The following is an 18,730-nucleotide window of genomic DNA, read 5'->3' on the forward strand; positions in this document are numbered from 1 at the left end:
TTTCCCTACCTCACCCGCGCCGGATTCCCCATCACCGTCGCCCCCGCCGGCACATCCCGGCTCACCACGCTGCCGGCCCCGATGATCGCGTCATCGCCCACGGTTACGCCCGGCAAAATGATCGCCCCACCACCAATCCATACATTGCTGCCGATCTTCACCGGCTTGCCGCTTTCCAGGCCGCTGCGGCGCAGTTGCGGGTCGCGGGGATGGTCGGCGGTGTAGATCTGTACGGCCGGACCGATCTGGCAGTCGTCGCCGATGCTCACCGGGCAGACATCGAGGATCACGCAGTTGAAGTTCATGAACACCCGGGCGCCCAGGTCGATGTTGTAGCCATAGTCGCAGTAGAACGGCGGACGGATCACCGCATCGGCGCCCACCCGGGCGAAATGCCCCCGCAGCAATTCATGGCGCTGTTCGTTGAGCAGTTCGACCGAGTCGTTGTAGCGCTGCATCCAGTGCTTGTTGGCAATCTGCTCGGCCTGCAGCACCGGACAGGTCGCGCGGTACAACTGGCCGGTGAGCATCTTCTGTTTTTCGCTGAGGTCCATTGGCCATCACTCCTGGCTGATCTATCGGCTGGCAAAGTCTATCCTCTGTCCGATCATGACCCTCTCGCTGGACGAAGATCCCGGCCTCCCTCCCCAAGGAGCTTCGATGAAACGCCGCCTCACTCTTCTCGCCGTCGCCATCGCTGCCGTGACCGCCGGCGCGGGTTACTGGTATGTGCAGGGCAAGCAGCCGCAGCGCGAGGGCGAACTGGCCCTGGCGGGGTTGCAGGCACCGGTCAGCGTGCGCTACGACGAGCGCGGCGTGCCGCATATCCAGGCGCAGAACGAATCCGACCTGTACCGCGCCCTGGGCTACGTCCATGCCCAGGACCGCCTGTTCCAGATGGAGATCACCCGACGCCTGGCCCAAGGCGAGCTGGCCCAGGTGCTGGGGCCGAAGCTGGTGGCCACCGACACCCTGTTCCGCAGCCTGCGCATCGGCGAACAGGCGCAGGTCTACGTCGATCGCCAGGACAAGCAATCACCGGCCTGGAAGGCCCTGCAGGCGTATCTGGAAGGGGTCAACGCCTGGCAGGACACGCATCCCAAGCCGATGGAGTTCGATGTGCTCGGCATCACGCCGCGCCCGTTCACAGCCCAGGACACCCTGAGCATCGCCGGCTTCATGGCCTACAGCTTCGCCGCCGCGTTCCGCACCGAGCCGCTGCTGACCTTCGTCCGCGACCACCTGGGCGCCGATTACCTGAAGGTGTTCGACCTCGACTGGCACCCCGACGGCGTGCTGCAACGCGCCCCGGCCCTGGCCGATGCCGACTGGAAGAGTCTCGGCCAGTTGGCGATGGTCAGTCAGCAGGCCCTCGGCGAGGCCGGGCTGCCGCAGTTCGAGGGCAGCAACGCCTGGGCCGTGAGCGGCAGTCGCACCCGCAGTGGCAAGCCGTTGCTGGCTGGCGACCCGCATATTCGCTTCTCGGTGCCTGCGGTGTGGTACGAGGCCGAGCTGTCAGCTCCGGGTTTCCACCTCTATGGCTATCACCAGGCGCTCAACCCCTTCGCGTCCCTCGGGCACAACCGCGAGTTCGGCTGGAGCCTGACCATGTTCCAGAACGATGACGTCGATCTGATCGCCGAGCGGGTCAATCCGGAGCATCCGGACCAGGTGATGATCGGCGGCCAATGGCAGGCGCTGACCCGCACCGAGCAGACCCTCAAGGTCAAGGGCGAGGCGGACCAGACCATCACCCTGCTGCGCTCGCCCCATGGGCCGATCGTCAACAAGGTGCTCGGCGAAGACGCTGGCCCCACGCCGGTGGCCATGTGGTGGGCCTTCCTTGAAACCGAGAACCCGATCCTCGACGGCTTCTACGAAATCAACCGCGCCAGCACCCTCGACGCCATGCGCAGTGCGGTCCAGAAGGTCCAGGCGCCGGGGCTGAATTTCGTCTGGGCCAACGCCCGTGGCGATATCGGCTGGTGGGCGGCAGCGGCGCTGCCGATCCGTCCGCAAGGCGTGAACCCGTCCTTCATCCTCGACGGCAGCACGGCCCAGGCCGACAAATCGGGCTTCTACCCGTTCAGCGCCAACCCGCAGTCGGAGAACCCGGCCAGCGGCTACATCGTCTCGGCCAACTTCCAGCCGCTGTCACCGACCGGCATGCCGGTGCCCGGCTACTACAACCTCGCCGACCGCGGTCAGCAACTGGACCGGCAACTGGCCGACGATCAGGTCAAATGGGACCTGCAGAACAGCCAGGCGCTGCAACTGGGCACCACGACCGACTACGGCCCGCGCACGCTGGGACCGTTGCTCGGTGTGCTGCGCCAGGTGGTGCAGGACGATCAGGGCCGCGAACTGGTGGAGCAGCTGGCCGGCTGGCGTGGCGACTACCCGCTGGACTCGGTCAATGCCACGCTGTTCAACCAGTTCCTCTTTGAGCTGGCCTACGCGGCGATGCACGATGAACTGGGCGATGCCTGGTTCCAGGCCCTGCTCTCGACCCGGGTGATCGACGCTGCGCTGCCGCGCCTGGCTGCCGACGCCGATTCGCCATGGTGGGACACCCAGGGCAGCAGCGAACGGGGCAGCCGCACGGCAGTGGTCAAACTGGCCTGGGACAACACCCTCGCCCACCTGCGCGAGACCCTCGGCAACGACCCGGCAAGCTGGCAATGGGGCAAGGCGCACACCCTCACCCACGGCCATCCGCTGGGCATGCAGAAGCCCCTGGATAGGCTATTCAATGTCGGCCCGTTCGCGGCACCGGGGACGCATGAAGTACCGAACAACCTGTCGGCGAAGATCGGGCCGGCGCCGTGGCCGGTGACCTATGGGCCATCGACACGACGGTTGATCGACTTCGCCGATGCGGGGACGGCGCTGAGTATCAATCCGGTCGGGCAGAGTGGGGTGCTGTTCGACAGGCATTATGCCGATCAGGCAACGCCGTATATCGAGGGGAAATACCAGCGGGCGTGGTTGGGGTTGGCGGGGGAGACGGAGGGGACGTTGCGGTTGGTGCCAGGCAAGTAGTCATGCGCCGGTGTTGACGGCCTCATCGCCGGCAAAGCCGGCTCCCACAGGGTTTTGTGCATGGCGCGGACACTGTGGGAGCTGGCTTGCCAGCGATGAGGCCCTCAAGGCCTCAGATCAGGCCTGGGCCGGACGACGCACATCCGGCTGTTTCCACGAATCCGCAGCGCTCTCTTCGATGGCCTGCTGGATCGCGCGCTTGCGGCGCTCTTCGGCCTGACGGCTGAAGTACCACACCAGGAAGGTGGCGAACGACACCACCAGCAGGATCAGGCTGGCCACGGCGTTGATCTCCGGTTTCACGCCCAGGCGCACCGCCGAGAACACTTCCATCGGCAAGGTGGTGGAACCCGGACCCGACACGAAGCTCGCCAGTACCAGGTCGTCCAGCGACAGGGCGAAGGACATCATGCCGCCCGCTGCCAGCGACGGCGCGATCATCGGGATGGTGATCAGGAAGAACACCTTCCACGGCCGCGCACCGAGGTCCATGGCCGCCTCTTCGATGGACAGGTCCAGCTCGCGCAGGCGGGCCGACACCACCACCGCCACGTAGGCGGCACAGAACGTGGTGTGGGCGATCCAGATGGTGACGATGCCGCGCTCCTGCGGCCAGCCGATCATCTGCGCCATGGCCACGAACAGCAGCAACAGCGACAGACCGGTGATTACCTCAGGCATGACCAGCGGCGCGGTGACCAGGCCACCGAACAGGGTACGGCCCTTGAAGCGGGTGACCCGGGTCAGCACGAAGGCCGCCAGGGTGCCCAGCGCCACCGCCGCGATCGCGGTGTAGGTGGCGATTTCCAGCGAGCGCATCACCGAGCCCATCAGTTGGGTGTTGTCCAGCAGGCCGACGTACCACTTTACCGACCAGCCACCCCACACCGTCACCAGCTTGGAGGCGTTGAACGAGTAGATCACCAGGATCAGCATCGGCAGGTAGATGAACAACAGGCCGAGGACCAGCATCAGCTTGGAGAATCCGAAACGTTTCATGCCCTGCCCTCCATCTCTTTGGCCTGGCTGCGGTTGAACAGCAGGATCGGCACGATCAGGATCGCCAGCATCACCACCGCCAGGGCCGAGGCCACAGGCCAGTCGCGGTTGTTGAAGAATTCCTGCCAGAGGACTTTACCGATCATCAGGGTTTCCGGACCGCCCAGCAGCTCAGGAATGACGAACTCGCCCACCACCGGGATGAATACCAGCATGCAGCCGGCGATGATGCCGTTCTTGGACAGCGGCACGGTGATTTTCCAGAAGCTGTTGAAGGTGCTCGAACCCAGGTCCGAGGCGGCTTCCAGCAGGCTCTGGTCGTGTTTCACCAGGTTGGCGAACAGCGGCAGGATCATGAACGGCAGGTACGAATAGACCACGCCGATGTACACCGCAAGGTTGGTGTTGAGGATCTGCAGCGGCTCGTCGATCAGCCCCAGCCACATCAGGAAGGCATTGAGCAGGCCGTTGTTGCTGAGGATGCCCATCCAGGCATACACGCGGATCAGGATCGCCGTCCAGGTCGGCATCATGATCAGCAGCAACAGCACGGTCTGGGTTTCCTTCTTGGCGTTGGCGATGGCGTAGGCCATCGGGTAGCCGATCAGCAGGCACAGCAGCGTGCTGAAGAAGGCCATCTTCAAGGAGCCGAGATAGGCCGAAATGTACAGCTCATCCTCGGTCAGCAGGCCGTAGTTGGCCAGGTTGAGGATCAACTGGACCTTGCCCTCGACGTAGCTGTAGATTTCGGTGTACGGCGGGATCGCCACGTCGGCTTCGGCGAAGCTGATCTTCAGGACGATGAAGAACGGCAACATGAAGAACAGGAACAGCCACAGGAACGGGACGCCGATGACCAGGTGGCGCCCCTCGGGTGTTATGCGGTGGAGCGCTCGCTTGAGCTTGCGCATGTTCATGACCGCAGTACCACGCCGCTGTCGTTTTCCCAGCAGACGTAGACTTCGTCACCCCAGGTAGGCCGCGAGCCCTGGCGTTCGGCGTTGGCGACGAAGGACTGCACGATCTTGCCGCTCGGCAGCTCGACGTAGAACACCGAGTGGCCGCCCAGGTAGGCGATGTCATGCACCTTGCCGCGGGACCAGTTGTAGTCCTCGGCCGGAGGCTGGGTGGTGACCAGCAGCTTTTCCGGACGCAGGGCGTAGGTGATGTGCTTGTCTTCCACCGACGTGGTGATGCCGTGGCCGACGTAGATGTTGCGCTCCAGCTCCGGGCTGGAAATCAGCGCATGGCCTTCGGCGTCGTCGACCACATCACCCTCGAACAGGTTGACGTTGCCGATGAATTCGCAGACCAGGCGGCTGGTCGGGGTCTCGTAGACGTCGATCGGGCTGCCGATCTGGGCGATCCAGCCCAGGTGCATGATGGCGATGCGCTGGGCCATGGTCATGGCCTCTTCCTGGTCGTGGGTCACCATCACGCAGGTCACGCCGACCCGCTCGATGATCTCGACCAGTTCGAGCTGCATCTGCGAACGCAGTTTCTTGTCCAGCGCCCCCATCGGCTCGTCGAGCAGCAGCAGCTTCGGACGCTTGGCCAGCGAGCGGGCCAGGGCCACGCGCTGGCGCTGGCCGCCGGAGAGCTGGTGCGGCTTGCGCTTGGCGTACTGGGTCATGTGCACCAGCTTGAGCATCTCGGCCACACGGGCCTCGATCTCGGCCTTGGGCATCTTGTCCTGCTGCAGGCCGAAGGCAATGTTCTGCGCCACGGTCATGTGCGGGAACAGCGCGTAGGACTGGAACATCATGTTGATGGGCCGCTCGTAGGGCGGCATGTCGGTGATATCGACGCCATCGAGGAAAATCCGTCCTTCGGTGGGACGCTCGAAACCGGCCAGCATGCGCAGCAGGGTGGATTTACCCGAGCCGGAGCCGCCGAGCAGGGCGAAGATCTCGCCCTTTTTGATTTCGAGGGAGACATCGTCCACCGCGACGGTTTCGTCGAACTTCTTCGTGACCCTGTCGATCTTGACCAGTACCTGTTTAGGTTGCTGGTCGCCTTCAAGGGCTTTCTTATAGGCGCCGGAGGCAACTGCCATGTGTGAAACTCCCAACAGTATGTTCTGTACCCGTCCCTGCCGTGACGGGTGCGGATATTTATTTGCCCGACTTGACCTTGGTCCAGATGCGGGTCATCAAACGCTGCACTTTGGGCGGTAGCTCAGAGTTGACGTACAGCTTGTCGATTACTTCCTGCGACGGGTAAACCGCCGCGTCGTTGCGCACATCCTGGTCCATCAGTTCGCCAGCCTTGGGGTTGGGGTTGGCGTAACCCACGTAATCGCTCACCTGGGCAATGACCGCAGGCTCGAGCAGATAGTTGATGAAGGCATGGGCCTCTTTGACGTTGCCGGCATCCTTGGGGATGGCCAGCATGTCGAACCAGAGGTTGCCCCCCTCCCTAGGAATCACATAAGCCACGTCCACGCCCTTGCCGGCTTCTTCAGCGCGGGCCTTGGCCTGGAACACATCGCCGGAGAAGCCTGCGGCCACGCAGATGTCGCCGTTGGCGAGGTCGGAGATGTACTTGGACGAGTGGAAATAGGTCACGTAGGGACGCACGGCCATGAGCGTTTTCTCGGCCTTTTCGTAGTCCTTCGGATCGGTGCTGTTGGGGTCGAGCCCGAGGTAATTCAGCACGGCGGGAAGCATTTCGTCCGCCGAATCGAGGAAGGCGACGCCGCAACTGGAGAGTTTCTTGATGTTCTCCGGCTCGAACAGCATGGCCCAGGAATCGATCGTGTCGGTACCCAGCGCCGCCTTGACCTTCTCGACGTTGTAGCCGATGCCGTTGGTGCCCCACAGGTAAGGCACGGCGTACTGGTTGCCCGGGTCATTGCGCTCCAGGCGCTTGAGCAGGGCCGGATCGAGGTTGTTCCAGTTCGGCAACTGCGCACGGTCGAGTTTCTGGAACGCGCCGGCCTTGATCTGTTTGCCGAGGAAATGGTTGGACGGCACCACCACGTCATAGCCGGTACGACCGGCCAGCAGCTTGCCTTCCAGGGTTTCGTTGGAGTCGAAGACGTCGTACAGCGGCTTGATGCCGGTCGACTTCTCGAAGTCCGCCAGGGTGGTCTGGCCGATGTAGTCCGACCAGTTGTAAATGTGCACCGTGGGCGCCGCTTGGACGCTGCATGCCAGCGTCAGACCCGCTCCAGCCAGAACGGCCTTGCGAAAAACGGAAATAGACAAGTGGGAGGTCCTCTACATTAGTGCCCGTGGGGCATGCGACAGATTTACCTGCCGGACATGCAAACCGGCGCGCAACTTACCTTCGATACACCCTACCGGCAAAAGAATTTTGCATTGCAGCCCCCACAGGACGCGGCTTTCACCGCGCCTGGGGGGCAAGTCGGCTTACTTGCCCGACTTGATCCTGGTCCAGCTGCGGGTGATCAGGCGCTGGGCATCTGCCGCAGGCGCTGCGATCGCGTAAAGCTGCTCCTTCACCTCTTTCGGCGGGTAGATGCTCGGGTCGCTGGTGATGTCCTTGTCAACGAACGGGGTCGCCGCCTTGTTGCCGTTCGGGAAGCGCACGGCGTTGGTGATACCGGCCATGACTTCAGGCTGGAGCAGGAACTCCATGAACTTGTAGGCGGCTTCCTTGTGTTCGGCATCCTTGGGGATGGCGACCATGTCATAGAAGGTGCCGGCGCCTTCCTTCGGAATGATGTAGTCCAGCTTGACCTTGTCGCCGGCCTCGTGGGCACGGGCCTTGGACTGCTCCAGGTCACCCGAGTAGCCCACGGCCACGCAGATGTTGCCGTTGGCGAGGTCACCGATGTACTTGGAGGAGTGGAAGTAGGTGATCGAAGGACGGATCTTCAGGAACAGGTCCTCGGCGGCCTTCAGGTCTTCCTTGGAGGTGCTGTTGCTCGGCTTGCCCAGGTAATGCAGCGCGGCCGGGATCATTTCGGTTGGTGCATCGAGGAAGCTCACGCCGCAGCTCTTGAGCTTGGCGATGTTCTCGGGCTTGAACACCACGTCCCAGGAGTCGATCTTGTCGATGCCCAGCGCGGCCTTGACCTTCTCGGGGTTGTAGCCGATGCCGATGGAGCCCCACATGTAGGGGAAGGCGTGCTTGTTGCCCGGGTCGCTGGCATCACCGACAGCCTTGAGCAGGTCTTCGTCGAGGTTCTTCCAGCTTGGCAGCTTGGACTTGTCCAGCTCGTCGTAGACACCGGCCTTGATCTGTTTGGCCAGGAAGTTGTTGGACGGTACGACGATGTCGTAACCCGACTTGCCTGCCAGCAACTTGGCTTCAAGGGTTTCGTTGCTGTCGAAGACGTCGTACTTGACCTTGATACCGGTCTCTTTCTCGAACTTCTCGATGGTGTCCGGCGCAATGTAGTCCGACCAGTTGTAAACGTTCAGTACCTTGTCTTCGGCCTGAACAGCGGAGGCCATGGCACCCATGAGGGCTGCGGCCAGCAACGTCTTGCCCATTTTCTTCATGCGTTATTGCTCCAGAATTTTTATAAAGCCATCTGTTCAGCAGCCCGTGTCCTGTGGCGCAACGCGCTGGGCGACTGAAACAGGCGCTAGTCTGGCAAGTTCCGAGGCGCTCTTTCAAGGAAAGCGCCGCCCCGGTAGTGCCGTAGTGCCACCCAGCCAGCCTAGCAGCAGATCAGCCCAGCGCTTCGAGCGTCAGATCCAGGCATTTACGAGCCTTTTCCAGCAGTTCATCGATTTCCTCGCGGCTGATCACCAGCGGTGGAGCGATGATCATGGTGTCGCCCACGGCGCGCATGATCAGGCCATTGTCGAAGCAGAACTGCCGGCAGATCATGCCAACGGCTTTGCCTTCGTAACGTGTACGAGTGGCTTTGTCCTTCACCAGTTCGATCGCGCCGAGCATACCCAGGCCGCGGACTTCGCCCACCAGCGGGTGATCGTTCAGCTCGCGCAGACGTTTCTGCAAATAGGGTGCCGTTTCCTCGCGGACCTTCTCGACGATCTTCTCGTCACGCAGGATCCGCAGGTTTTCCAGACCTACCGCCGCCGCCACCGGGTGGCCGGAATAGGTGAAGCCGTGGTTGAAGTCGCCGCCTTCATTGAGCACCTTGACCACCTCGTCACGGACGATCACGCCGCCCATGGGGATGTAGCCAGAGGTCAGGCCCTTGGCGATGGTCATCAGGTCAGGCTTGAGGCCGTAGTAGTCGGAACCGAACCATTCGCCGGTCCGGCCAAAGCCGCAGATCACTTCGTCGGCGACGAACAGAATGTCGTAGCGAGCGAGGATCTCCTTGACCTTCGGCCAGTAGCTGTCTGGCGGAATGATCACGCCGCCAGCGCCCTGGATCGGCTCGGCGATGAAGGCGGCGACGTTGTCGACACCGACTTCGAGGATCTTCTGCTCCAGTTGCTCGGCGGCCCAGATGCCGAATGCCTCAGGGGTCTTGTCGCCGCCTTCGCCAAACCAGTACGGCTGCGGAATGTGGACGATACCCGGAATCGGCAGGTCGCCCTGCTCGTGCATGCCGGACATGCCGCCCAGGCTGGCACCGGCCACGGTGGAGCCGTGGTAGCCGTTGACGCGGCCGATGATCACCTTCTTCTGCGGCTTGCCCTTGAGCGCCCAGTAGTGACGGACCAGGCGCAGCACGGTGTCGTTGCCTTCGGAGCCGGAACCGGTGAAGAACACATGGCTCATGCCGGCCGGCGCCACATCGGAAATGGCCTTGGCCAGTTCCAGCGCCGGTGGGTGAGCGGTCTGGAAGAACAGGTTGTAGTACGGCAGCTCGCGCATCTGCTTGCTGGCGGCCTCAGCCAGTTCTTCACGGCCATAGCCGACCGCCACGCACCACAGGCCGGCCATGCCGTCGAGGATCTTGTTGCCCTCGCTGTCCCACAGGTGCACGCCCTGGGCCTTGGTGATGACCCGCGGGCCCTTTTCGTGCAACTGCTTATAGTCGCTGAAAGGCGCCAGGTGATGATCACGACTCAGGTCCTGCCACTCGCGGGTTTGCGGGTTCTTGACGCTCATGTGCTTCTCCGTTTTCTGGCGGCCGCGCTCCTGCGGCCCCGGGGTTCGATCAGACCGCGAACAACAGGAACTCACGCTCCCACGAACTGATCACTCGCTTGAAGTTCTCATGCTCGGCACGCTTGGTCGCCACGTAGCCGGCGATGAATTTCTTGCCCAGGTACGACTCCAGCGCACGGCAGTTTTCCATGCGGTCCAGGGCGTCCTCGATGGTCAGCGGCAGGCGCAGGTTGCGGCGCTCGTAGCCGCGGCCCTGCACCGGTGCGCTGGCGTTGATGCCTTCGACCATGCCGATGTAGCCACACAACAGGCTCGCGGCGATGGCCAGGTAAGGGTTGGCGTCGGCGCCGGGCAGGCGGTTCTCGACGCGGCGGTTCTGCGGGCCGGCATCCGGTACACGCAGGCCGACGGTGCGGTTTTCTTCGCCCCATTCGACGTTGACCGGGGCCGAGGTGTCCGGCAGGAAGCGGCGGAACGAGTTCACGTTCGGCGCGAACAGCGGCAGTACTTCGGGTATGAATTTCTGCAGGCCGCCAATGTGGTGCAGGAACAGATCGCTCATGCTGCCATCTTCATTGGAGAAGATGTTCTTGCCGGTGTGCACGTCGATGATGCTCTGGTGCAGGTGCATGGCGCTGCCCGGCTCGCCGGTCATGGGTTTGGCCATGAAGGTGGCGGCGACGTTGTGCTTGAGCGCGGCCTCGCGCATGGTGCGCTTGAACACCAGGATCTGGTCGGCCAGGGACAGGGCGTTGCCATGACGGAAGTTGATTTCCATCTGTGCGGTGCCGTCTTCGTGGATCAGCGTGTCCAGGTCGAGGTTCTGTAGTTCGCACCAGTCGTAGACATCTTCGAACAGCGGGTCGAATTCGTTGGCCGCTTCGATGGAGAACGACTGGCGTCCGGTTTCCGGGCGACCGGAGCGGCCAATCGGCGGCTGCAGCGGGAAGTCCGGGTCTTCGCAGCGCTTGGTCAGGTAGAACTCCATTTCCGGCGCCACGATCGGCTGCCAGCCTTTATCGGCATAGAGTTTCAGCACTTTCTTGAGCACGTTGCGCGGCGATAGCTCGACCGGGTTGCCCTTCTTGTCGTAGGTGTCGTGAATCACCTGGGCGGTCGGCTCGATGGCCCATGGCACGAGGAACACGGCGTCGGCGTCCGGGCGACACACCATGTCGATGTCGGCCGGGTCCAGCAGCTCGTAATAGATGTCGTCATCCACGTAGTCGCCGGTCACGGTCTGCAGCAGGACGCTTTCGGGCAGGCGCATGCCCTTTTCGGCGATGAACTTGTTGGTCGGCGAGATCTTGCCCCGGGTGATACCGGTCAGGTCGCTGATCAGACATTCGACTTCGGTGATCTTGTGCTCTTTCAGCCAATCGGTGAGCTGGTCGAGATTGCTGCTACTCATAAATACCTCAGGAGGTAAATGCCTGGACTGTGGTCAGGACGCCTGTAACAGGCCGTCTCCAGCATTCTGGATGCCCCGACGGCCCAAAGCAAAAGCCGCGCGAGGAGAATGCGTCACCGGCGATCTCCGGGATGCAACGGAGCCCGCTATAGTGATGAAAGGCAGTATGAGAGAGCGAAACGACAGGAAACATGTCGCCGTGGCCGTCAACTATTATGGCCGGCGCCAACGCCAGGGGCGTGGAGCGCGCAGGGCTCGCTGAAAAGGCGTCCGAACCCGCCCACGATGGGCAGTCGGTCTTGCCGGTGATCGGCAGGCGTGACATGTAACCCCCGGTATTATTGATGTTATGGGTTGCGACCGAGCTTAGCCTTGTTCATTTTTTTACACAACTCCCCCGTAAAAAATAAAATACGGCTTTCTCGTTTCCGCCCTCGCCAGACCAAAGCAGCCCTTGTCGACGCCCTCAATTGCAGCAAAAATGCCGCGACGGCGCCCTTTTAGGGCATCATGTGGCTGGCTTGACTTCACCCTGTCTTTCCGTTTGACTGGGCTTGCAAGCCCCACTTGATTGATATTTTTAACAACAAAGGTGTTGCATCATGTCGGTACCCCCGCGTGCCGTTCAGCTTAACGAAGCGAACGCGTTCCTGAAGGAACATCCCGAGGTTCTCTACGTTGACCTTCTGATTGCAGATATGAATGGTGTAGTGCGTGGCAAGCGCATCGAGCGCACCAGCCTCCACAAGGTTTACGAGAAAGGCATCAACCTGCCGGCCTCCCTCTTCGCATTGGATATCAATGGCTCCACGGTCGAGAGCACCGGCCTGGGTCTGGACATCGGCGACGCCGACCGGATCTGCTATCCAATCCCCGATACCCTGTCCAACGAACCCTGGCAGAAGCGCCCCACCGCCCAGCTGCTGATGACCATGCACGAGCTCGAGGGCGAGCCGTTCTTCGCCGACCCGCGTGAAGTCCTGCGTCAGGTCGTGGCCAAATTCGACGAGCTGGGCCTGACCATCTGCGCCGCGTTCGAGCTGGAGTTCTACCTGATCGACCAGGAGAACGTGAACGGCCGTCCGCAACCTCCTCGCTCGCCAATTTCCGGCAAGCGTCCGCAGTCGACCCAGGTGTACCTGATCGACGACCTCGATGAATACGTCGACTGCCTCCAGGACATCCTCGAAGGTGCCAAGGAGCAAGGCATTCCGGCCGACGCCATCGTCAAGGAAAGCGCCCCGGCGCAGTTCGAGGTGAACCTGCACCACGTCGCCGACCCACTGAAGGCCTGCGATTACGCGGTACTGCTCAAGCGCCTGATCAAGAACATCGCCTACGACCATGAGATGGACACCACCTTCATGGCCAAGCCTTACCCAGGCCAGGCGGGCAATGGTCTGCACGTCCATATCTCGGTGCTGGACAAAGATGGCAAGAACATCTTCACCAGCGAGGATCCCGAGCAGAACGCCGCGCTGCGTCACGCGATCGGCGGTGTGCTCGAGACCCTGCCAGCGTCGATGGCGTTCCTCTGCCCGAACGTCAACTCGTACCGTCGTTTCGGCGCCCAGTTCTACGTGCCGAATGCGCCGAGCTGGGGTCTGGACAACCGTACCGTGGCCCTGCGCGTACCGACCGGCACGCCGGACGCGGTGCGTATCGAACACCGCGTCGCCGGTGCCGATGCCAACCCGTACCTGCTGATGGCCGCCGTGCTGGCGGGCGTTCACCACGGCCTGACCAACAAGATCGAGCCGAGCACCCCGGTCGAAGGCAACGCCTACGAACAGGTCGAACAGAGCCTGCCGAACAACCTGCGCGATGCCCTGCGCGAGCTGGACGACAGCGAGATCCTCAACAAGTACATCGATCCGAAGTACATCGACATCTTCGTCGCGTGCAAGGAAAGCGAGCTGGAGGAGTTCGAACACTCCATCTCCGACCTCGAGTACAACTGGTACCTGCATACCGTGTAAATGAAAACGCCGCCTGATCAGGCGGCGTTTTTCATGGCGTTGTCCGGACCTCGTGGGAGCGGCTGTCAGCCGCGATCGGCGGCGAAGCCGTCGTAAAACCTGAGCTCAACGTCTTTCTGACACACCGAGAGCACCGGTTTTATGGCCGCTTCGCGCCCAATCGCGGCTAACAGCCGCTCCCACAGGATCCGCTTTCCCTCAAGCCTACAAGGCTTTCTCGAAGATCTTCGAATTACGCTGGTAGTTGTACAGCGACGCCCGCGCCGCCGGCAGCCGGTCTACGCTGCTCGGCACGAAGCCGCGCTCGCGGAACCAGTGCGCCGTCCGCGTGGTGAGGACGAACAAGGTCTTCAGCCCCAACGCCCGCGCCCGGGTTTCGATCCGCTCCAGCAGGTCATCGCCGCGTCCGCCGTGGCGATACTCCGGGTTCACCGCCAGGCACGCCAGCTCACCGGCATCGGAATCGGCAATCGGGTACAGCGCCGCACAGGCGATGATGGTGCTTTCCCGCTCGACCACGCTGAACTGCTCGATCTCGCGCTCCAGCACTTCGCGGGAGCGACGCACCAGAATTCCCTGCTCTTCCAGCGGGCTGATCAGTTCCAGCAAGCCGCCGACATCTTCGATCGCCGCCTCACGCACCAGCTCGAACTGCTCCTGGGCCACCAGCGTGCCGCCACCTTCGCGAGTGAACAGCTCGTTGAGCAGCGCTCCGTTTTCCACGTAGCTGACGATATGGCTGCGGGCCACACCGCCCCGGCAGGCTTCGGCGGCGGCATCCAGCAATTCGGCCTGGTAATCGGAGCCAAGGCGCTCCAGGTGCGGCGCGACCTGTTGCGGGCGAATCTCCCGCACCAGACGCCCCTGGGCATCCAGCAAGCCCGGCTCGGCGCCAAACAGCAGCAGCTTGTCTGCCGCCAGCTCGATGGCGGCGCGGGTGGCGACGTCTTCACAGGCGAGGTTGAAGATTTCGCCGGTCGGCGAGTAGCCCAGCGGCGACAGCAGCACGATGGAGCGCTCGTCCAGCAGGCGGTTGATGCCCTTGCGATCGACCCGGCGCACTTCGCCGGTGTGGTGATAGTCGACACCTTCCAGCACGCCGATCGGCCGTGCCGTCACCAGGTTGCCCGAGGCGACCCGCAGCCGCGCGCCCTGCATCGGCGAGGCGGCCATGTCCATCGACAGCCGCGCCTCGATGGCGATGCGCAACTGGCCGACTGCGTCGATCACGCACTCCAGCGTTGCCGCATCGGTGATACGCAGGCCATGGTGGTAATGGGCGCTCAGGCCACGGGCCTCCAGGCGGCTTTCGATCTGCGGGCGAGAACCGTGCACCAGAACCAGGCGTACCCCGAGGCTGTGCAACAGCACCAGGTCGTGGACGATATTGCCGAAATTGGGGTGGTCGACACCGTCACCCGGAAGCATCACCACGAAGGTGCAGTCCCGGTGGGCGTTGATGTAGGGAGAAGCGTGACGCAGCCAGTTGACGTATTCGGGCATAACCTGAGCCTGTAGGAATCAAAGACAAGAACGGAACAGCACACAGCGCTCGGAGCGTTATCGTCGCAGCAGGCAAGGCGTCACACGCAGTCTCCTTCTGAAAGCGGAATGGCTCAGCGGGCGATGGCCGGGCTGAGGCAGTAATGGTGGATCAGTTCACGCAACAGACGCACTGTAGGGTCCAGACGTGACATTTCAAGATATTCACCGGGCTGGTGGGCGCAGGCGATATCACCGGGACCAAGCACCAGCGTCTCGCAACCCAGGCGCTGAAGATAAGGCGCTTCGGTGCCGAAGGCTACTGCCTGGGCCGCATGACCGGTAAGACGTTCGGCCACTTGCACCAGTTCCGCATCGGCGCTCTGCTCGAACGGCGGCACCTCGGGAAACAGCGGCGCGTAGTCGATCGTCACCTGATGCTGCTCGGCCAGTGGCGCCAGCTTGCCGCGAATCGCCGCACGCAGCACCTGCGGGTCCATGCCCGGCAGCGGCCGCAGGTCGAACTCCAGGGCGCACTGCCCGCAGATCCGGTTGGGGTTGTCGCCGCCGTGGATGCAGCCGAAGTTCATCGTCGGCTGCGGCACGCTGAACTGCGCATTGTTGTATTCGCGCTGCCATTGCCGGCGCAGGTCCATCAGCGCGCCCATCACCTCGTGCATGGCCTCCATGGCGCTGTGGCCGAGGGACGGATCCGACGAATGGCCACTGCGCCCGAGGATGTCGATGCGCTCCATCATCACGCCTTTGTGCAGACGGATCGGCTTGAGCCCGGTCGGCTCGCCGATCACCGCGGCGCGGCCCAGCGGCCGCCCGGCGTCAGCCAGGGCGCGGGCGCCGGACATCGAGCTTTCCTCGTCGCAGGTCGCCAGGATCAGCAACGGCTGCTTGAACGGCTGGTCGAGCAGCGGCCTGACCGCCTCGATGATCAGCGGGAAGAAGCCCTTCATGTCGCACACGCCCAGGCCGACCCAGCGGTCGCCGACTTCGGTGAGCTTCAGCGGGTCGGTTTTCCACAGCTGTGGATCATAGGGCACAGTGTCGCTGTGGCCGGCCAGCACCAGGCCGCCGGGGCCGCTGCCGAAGCTGGCGAGCAGGTTGAACTTGCCCGGCGTGACCTGCTGGATCTCACAGTTGAAGCCCAGGTCGCCGAGCCAGCCGGCGAGCAGATCGATCACCGCGCGATTGGACTGGTCCAGATCCGGTTGGGTACAACTGACCGAAGGTGCCGCGATCAACGCGGCGAACTGGTCCTTGAGCGATGGCAGCGGCATGCGCGTTCTCCTGGAAACGAGCCCCATCATAGGGCCATCGGCCACCTCGAATAAACCGTGGACGGTCGAGTCCTGTACACTGCACGACCACGACGTCCCGCCCTTCTGGTTACCCAGCAATGAACAAAGAAACCGAAATCAAACTGCGGATCAGCCGCGAGACCCTCGCTGCCCTGCGCGAGCACCCATTGCTGAAGAAGCGCAACAAGTCCGGCTGGCAGCAGCGCGAACTGCTGAACCAGTACTTCGACACCCCGGAGCGCGATTTGTCCGCCGCCAAGGTCGCCCTGCGCCTGCGCCGTGACGGCGACGTGGTGATCCAGACCCTCAAGACCCGCGGCCAGAGCGTTGCCGGCCTGTCCGAGCGCAACGAGTTCCAATGGGAACTGCCCAAGGCCAAGCTCGACCTGAAAAAGCTCGACGACCAGTGCTGGCCCGCGCAACTGGCCGAGCTGGACAAGAAAACCATCAAGCCACTGTTCACCACCGATTTCGTCCGCGAGTTCGCCGATATCGCCTGGGGCCGCGGCAAGTCCAAGGTCGTGATCGAAGCCGCGCTGGACCTCGGTACCGTCAGCGCCGGCAAGCAGAAGGAAGAAATCTGCGAGCTGGAGCTGGAACTGCGCGAAGGCGATCCCGAAGCGCTACTGGAGCTGGCCGCCGAGCTGTCTGCCACGCTGCCGCTGTTCCCTTGCGACATCAGCAAGGCCGAGCGCGGTTACCGCCTGCTCGACCCGGCCAGCTACCAGGTCGACCTGCCTGCTGCTGAAGTGAACGCGGAAATGTCGCTGGACGACGCCTTCGCCGCCATCGCCTGGCAACTGCTCGGCAGCAGCCAGCGCCTGGCCGAGCAATACCGCCACACCGGCCACTGGCGCCTGCTGCAGGACTGGGTACAGTGCCTGGCCGAACTGCGTGCCCTGGCCAGTAGCCTCGGCCAGGCCGCGCCGCGTGCGACCACCCGCGCCCTGCGCAACAGCCTCGACGCCCTGCTGGAAGACTGGCGCACCCTGGTGCTGGCCGGCAACGACGACGAAGACGTACGCCGCGCCGCGCCGGAGCAGTTCGACGACGAACTGCTGGATACCCGCTGGGGCCAGTTCTCCCTGGAGACCTCGCGCTGGCTGCTGGCCCGTGGCTGGACCGCCGAGCGCAACAAGCGCGGCGAACGCCAGGGCGCGGCGCAACTGGCCAACTGGCTGACCGTGGAACTGGGCGATGAAGCCAAGGCCCTGCAATTGCCGCTGTACCAGCAGCAGCCGGAAGACCTCGCCGAGCAACTGCCGCGTATCGAGCGCCTGCTGGCCTGGCTGCATCATGCCCGCAGCGTACTGGTCGAAGTGCCGGAGCTGGACCGTCTCTACGGCGAGCTGACCAAGCTGCACCACCTGGCCAACCTGCCGATCAGCGACGAAGTACTGGATGCCCGCGTGCAACAGGCCTTCGCCGTGTCCCAGTGCCGGGCCTGGAAACAACTGGCGCGCAAGTAAGCCTGCGTATCGCGGACGGGCGCCAGGGCCCGTCCGCGACAGCCCTCAACGCACGACAGGCAGACTGGTGGTGGACTTGATCTCCGACAGCGCCACCGTCGAGTTGACCTCCTGAATTCCCGGCACCATCGACAGCTTCTCGAAGAAGAAGCGCTCGTAGGCCTCGATATCCGGGGTGACGATACGCAACAGAAAGTCCACGTTGCCCATCAGCACATAACACTCCAGCACTTCCGGAAAGCCGCGGATCGCCTCGGTGAACTCGGCGAAGTTGGAGCGACCGTGGGCGTTGAGCTTCACCTCGGCGAAAATCTGCGTGTTCAGGCCGATCTTCTTGCGATCCAGCAGCGTCACCTGCGCTCGAATCACGCCCTCTTCCTTCAGCCGTTGAATCCGCCGCCAGCACGGCGATTGCGACAAGCCCACCCGCTCGGCGATCTGTGCACTGGACAGCGAAGCGTCCTCTTGCAGCAGGGCCAGGATGCGGCGGTCGTAGGCGTCCAGCTCGCTTTGCATGACTATTTCTCCATTACCCTTATCAGCGAATTGAACAATTCGAAAAACATTCATTCCGGCCAATGATAGGTAAATAATCTCTCGGTCGTCGTGTAAAGATTCCTCCATTGTTTTAGGAGAATTCCCATGACTGCACTTGAACGGCCCGACCACTTCTCAGCCACGCAATTGGGCCATTCCGGCAGCGTCATCAGCGAAAACAACAAGACCCGCTACCACTATCAACTGCAAATCGAAGCCGAATCCGACAGCCTGTGCCGCGTGCTGAACTTGTTCGCCCTGCAGTGCCTGATGCCCCACGAAGTCAACATGCGCCAGCAGGCCGACCTGCTGCACCTCGACCTCACCATCGATGGCCTCAGCTGGCACCGGGCGCAACTCATCGAACAAAAAATGCGCAACCTGATCTGCGTCTGCGAGGTTGCCCTGCACACCGCCCTGTTGACCGAAGCCCCGCGGGGAAATACCCGGCAATTGTTCTGAGCGCGTCCGCGCCAATGCGGCGACTAGCCT

General features: G+C 62.9%; 15 protein-coding genes. 4 read left to right on the plus strand and 11 right to left on the minus strand.

What is annotated here, in order from left to right; all coding sequences use genetic code 11:
* Positions 1 to 5 precede the first annotated feature (5 nt).
* Positions 6 to 554 (minus strand): sugar O-acetyltransferase, encoded by a 549-nt coding sequence (locus AC05QJ_RS30855; protein ID WP_476744938.1) that lies wholly within the window; start codon positions 552 to 554, stop codon positions 6 to 8.
* Positions 555 to 660: 106 nt separating this feature from the next.
* On the opposite strand from AC05QJ_RS30855, the gene AC05QJ_RS30860 reads away from it, so the two are divergent.
* Entirely contained in the window at positions 661 to 3,042 is a 2,382-nt protein-coding gene (locus tag AC05QJ_RS30860) for a penicillin acylase family protein (protein ID WP_476744939.1), read from the plus strand.
* A gap of 117 nt (positions 3,043 to 3,159) precedes the next feature.
* On the opposite strand, the gene AC05QJ_RS30865 is transcribed toward AC05QJ_RS30860, so the two are convergent.
* From AC05QJ_RS30865 to AC05QJ_RS30895, 7 genes are all read right to left on the minus strand, one after another.
* The gene (locus AC05QJ_RS30865) at positions 3,160 to 4,041 is read right to left on the minus strand and encodes an ABC transporter permease subunit (protein WP_476744940.1); all 882 of its coding nucleotides are present in this window, start codon (positions 4,039 to 4,041) and stop codon (positions 3,160 to 3,162) included.
* Positions 4,038 to 4,958 (minus strand): ABC transporter permease subunit, encoded by a 921-nt coding sequence (locus AC05QJ_RS30870; protein ID WP_476744941.1) that lies wholly within the window; start codon positions 4,956 to 4,958, stop codon positions 4,038 to 4,040. The genes AC05QJ_RS30865 and AC05QJ_RS30870 overlap by 4 nt, the downstream gene beginning before the upstream one ends.
* Complete coding sequence (potA, locus tag AC05QJ_RS30875; protein ID WP_476744942.1) at positions 4,955 to 6,097, minus strand: polyamine ABC transporter ATP-binding protein; 1,143 nt, start codon at positions 6,095 to 6,097, stop codon at positions 4,955 to 4,957. Before potA ends, AC05QJ_RS30870 begins: the two co-directional genes overlap by 4 nt.
* A gap of 58 nt (positions 6,098 to 6,155) precedes the next feature.
* Entirely contained in the window at positions 6,156 to 7,250 is a 1,095-nt protein-coding gene (locus AC05QJ_RS30880; protein ID WP_476744943.1) for a polyamine ABC transporter substrate-binding protein, read from the minus strand.
* A 165-nt stretch (positions 7,251 to 7,415) separates the two neighbouring features.
* Complete coding sequence (locus AC05QJ_RS30885) at positions 7,416 to 8,513, minus strand: polyamine ABC transporter substrate-binding protein (protein WP_476744944.1); 1,098 nt, start codon at positions 8,511 to 8,513, stop codon at positions 7,416 to 7,418.
* Positions 8,514 to 8,685: 172 nt separating this feature from the next.
* The gene (locus AC05QJ_RS30890; protein ID WP_476744945.1) at positions 8,686 to 10,047 is read right to left on the minus strand and encodes an aspartate aminotransferase family protein; all 1,362 of its coding nucleotides are present in this window, start codon (positions 10,045 to 10,047) and stop codon (positions 8,686 to 8,688) included.
* Between the two features lie 49 nt (positions 10,048 to 10,096).
* Positions 10,097 to 11,458 carry a glutamine synthetase family protein gene (locus AC05QJ_RS30895; protein WP_476744946.1) on the minus strand — a complete coding sequence of 454 codons (1,362 nt, stop codon included), beginning with the start codon at positions 11,456 to 11,458 and terminating at the stop codon, positions 10,097 to 10,099.
* 602 nt (positions 11,459 to 12,060) lie between these two features.
* On the opposite strand from AC05QJ_RS30895, the gene AC05QJ_RS30900 reads away from it, so the two are divergent.
* Positions 12,061 to 13,437 carry a glutamine synthetase family protein gene (locus AC05QJ_RS30900; protein ID WP_476744947.1) on the plus strand — a complete coding sequence of 459 codons (1,377 nt, stop codon included), beginning with the start codon at positions 12,061 to 12,063 and terminating at the stop codon, positions 13,435 to 13,437.
* Between the two features lie 204 nt (positions 13,438 to 13,641).
* Here AC05QJ_RS30900 and argA read toward each other — a convergent pair whose 3' ends face one another.
* Both argA and argE read right to left on the minus strand, forming a co-directional pair.
* Positions 13,642 to 14,940: an amino-acid N-acetyltransferase gene (gene argA, locus AC05QJ_RS30905; RefSeq protein WP_476744948.1), complete on the minus strand. Its 1,299-nt coding sequence runs from the start codon at positions 14,938 to 14,940 to the stop codon at positions 13,642 to 13,644.
* Between the two features lie 113 nt (positions 14,941 to 15,053).
* A complete protein-coding gene (gene argE / locus AC05QJ_RS30910; protein WP_476744949.1) occupies positions 15,054 to 16,211 on the minus strand; it encodes an acetylornithine deacetylase in 1,158 nt (385 codons plus the stop codon).
* A 119-nt stretch (positions 16,212 to 16,330) separates the two neighbouring features.
* Here argE and AC05QJ_RS30915 point away from each other — a divergent pair, with 119 nt between their 5' ends.
* Complete coding sequence (locus AC05QJ_RS30915; RefSeq protein ID WP_476744950.1) at positions 16,331 to 17,701, plus strand: CYTH domain-containing protein; 1,371 nt, start codon at positions 16,331 to 16,333, stop codon at positions 17,699 to 17,701.
* A 45-nt stretch (positions 17,702 to 17,746) separates the two neighbouring features.
* Here AC05QJ_RS30915 and AC05QJ_RS30920 read toward each other — a convergent pair whose 3' ends face one another.
* Positions 17,747 to 18,217: an Lrp/AsnC family transcriptional regulator gene (locus AC05QJ_RS30920; RefSeq protein ID WP_476744951.1), complete on the minus strand. Its 471-nt coding sequence runs from the start codon at positions 18,215 to 18,217 to the stop codon at positions 17,747 to 17,749.
* A gap of 126 nt (positions 18,218 to 18,343) precedes the next feature.
* Here AC05QJ_RS30920 and AC05QJ_RS30925 point away from each other — a divergent pair, with 126 nt between their 5' ends.
* Entirely contained in the window at positions 18,344 to 18,700 is a 357-nt protein-coding gene (locus AC05QJ_RS30925) for a hypothetical protein (RefSeq protein ID WP_476744952.1), read from the plus strand.
* The last annotated feature ends 30 nt before the right edge of the window (positions 18,701 to 18,730 follow it).

It is taken from the genome of Pseudomonas sp. TUM25319, from assembly GCF_056388475.1.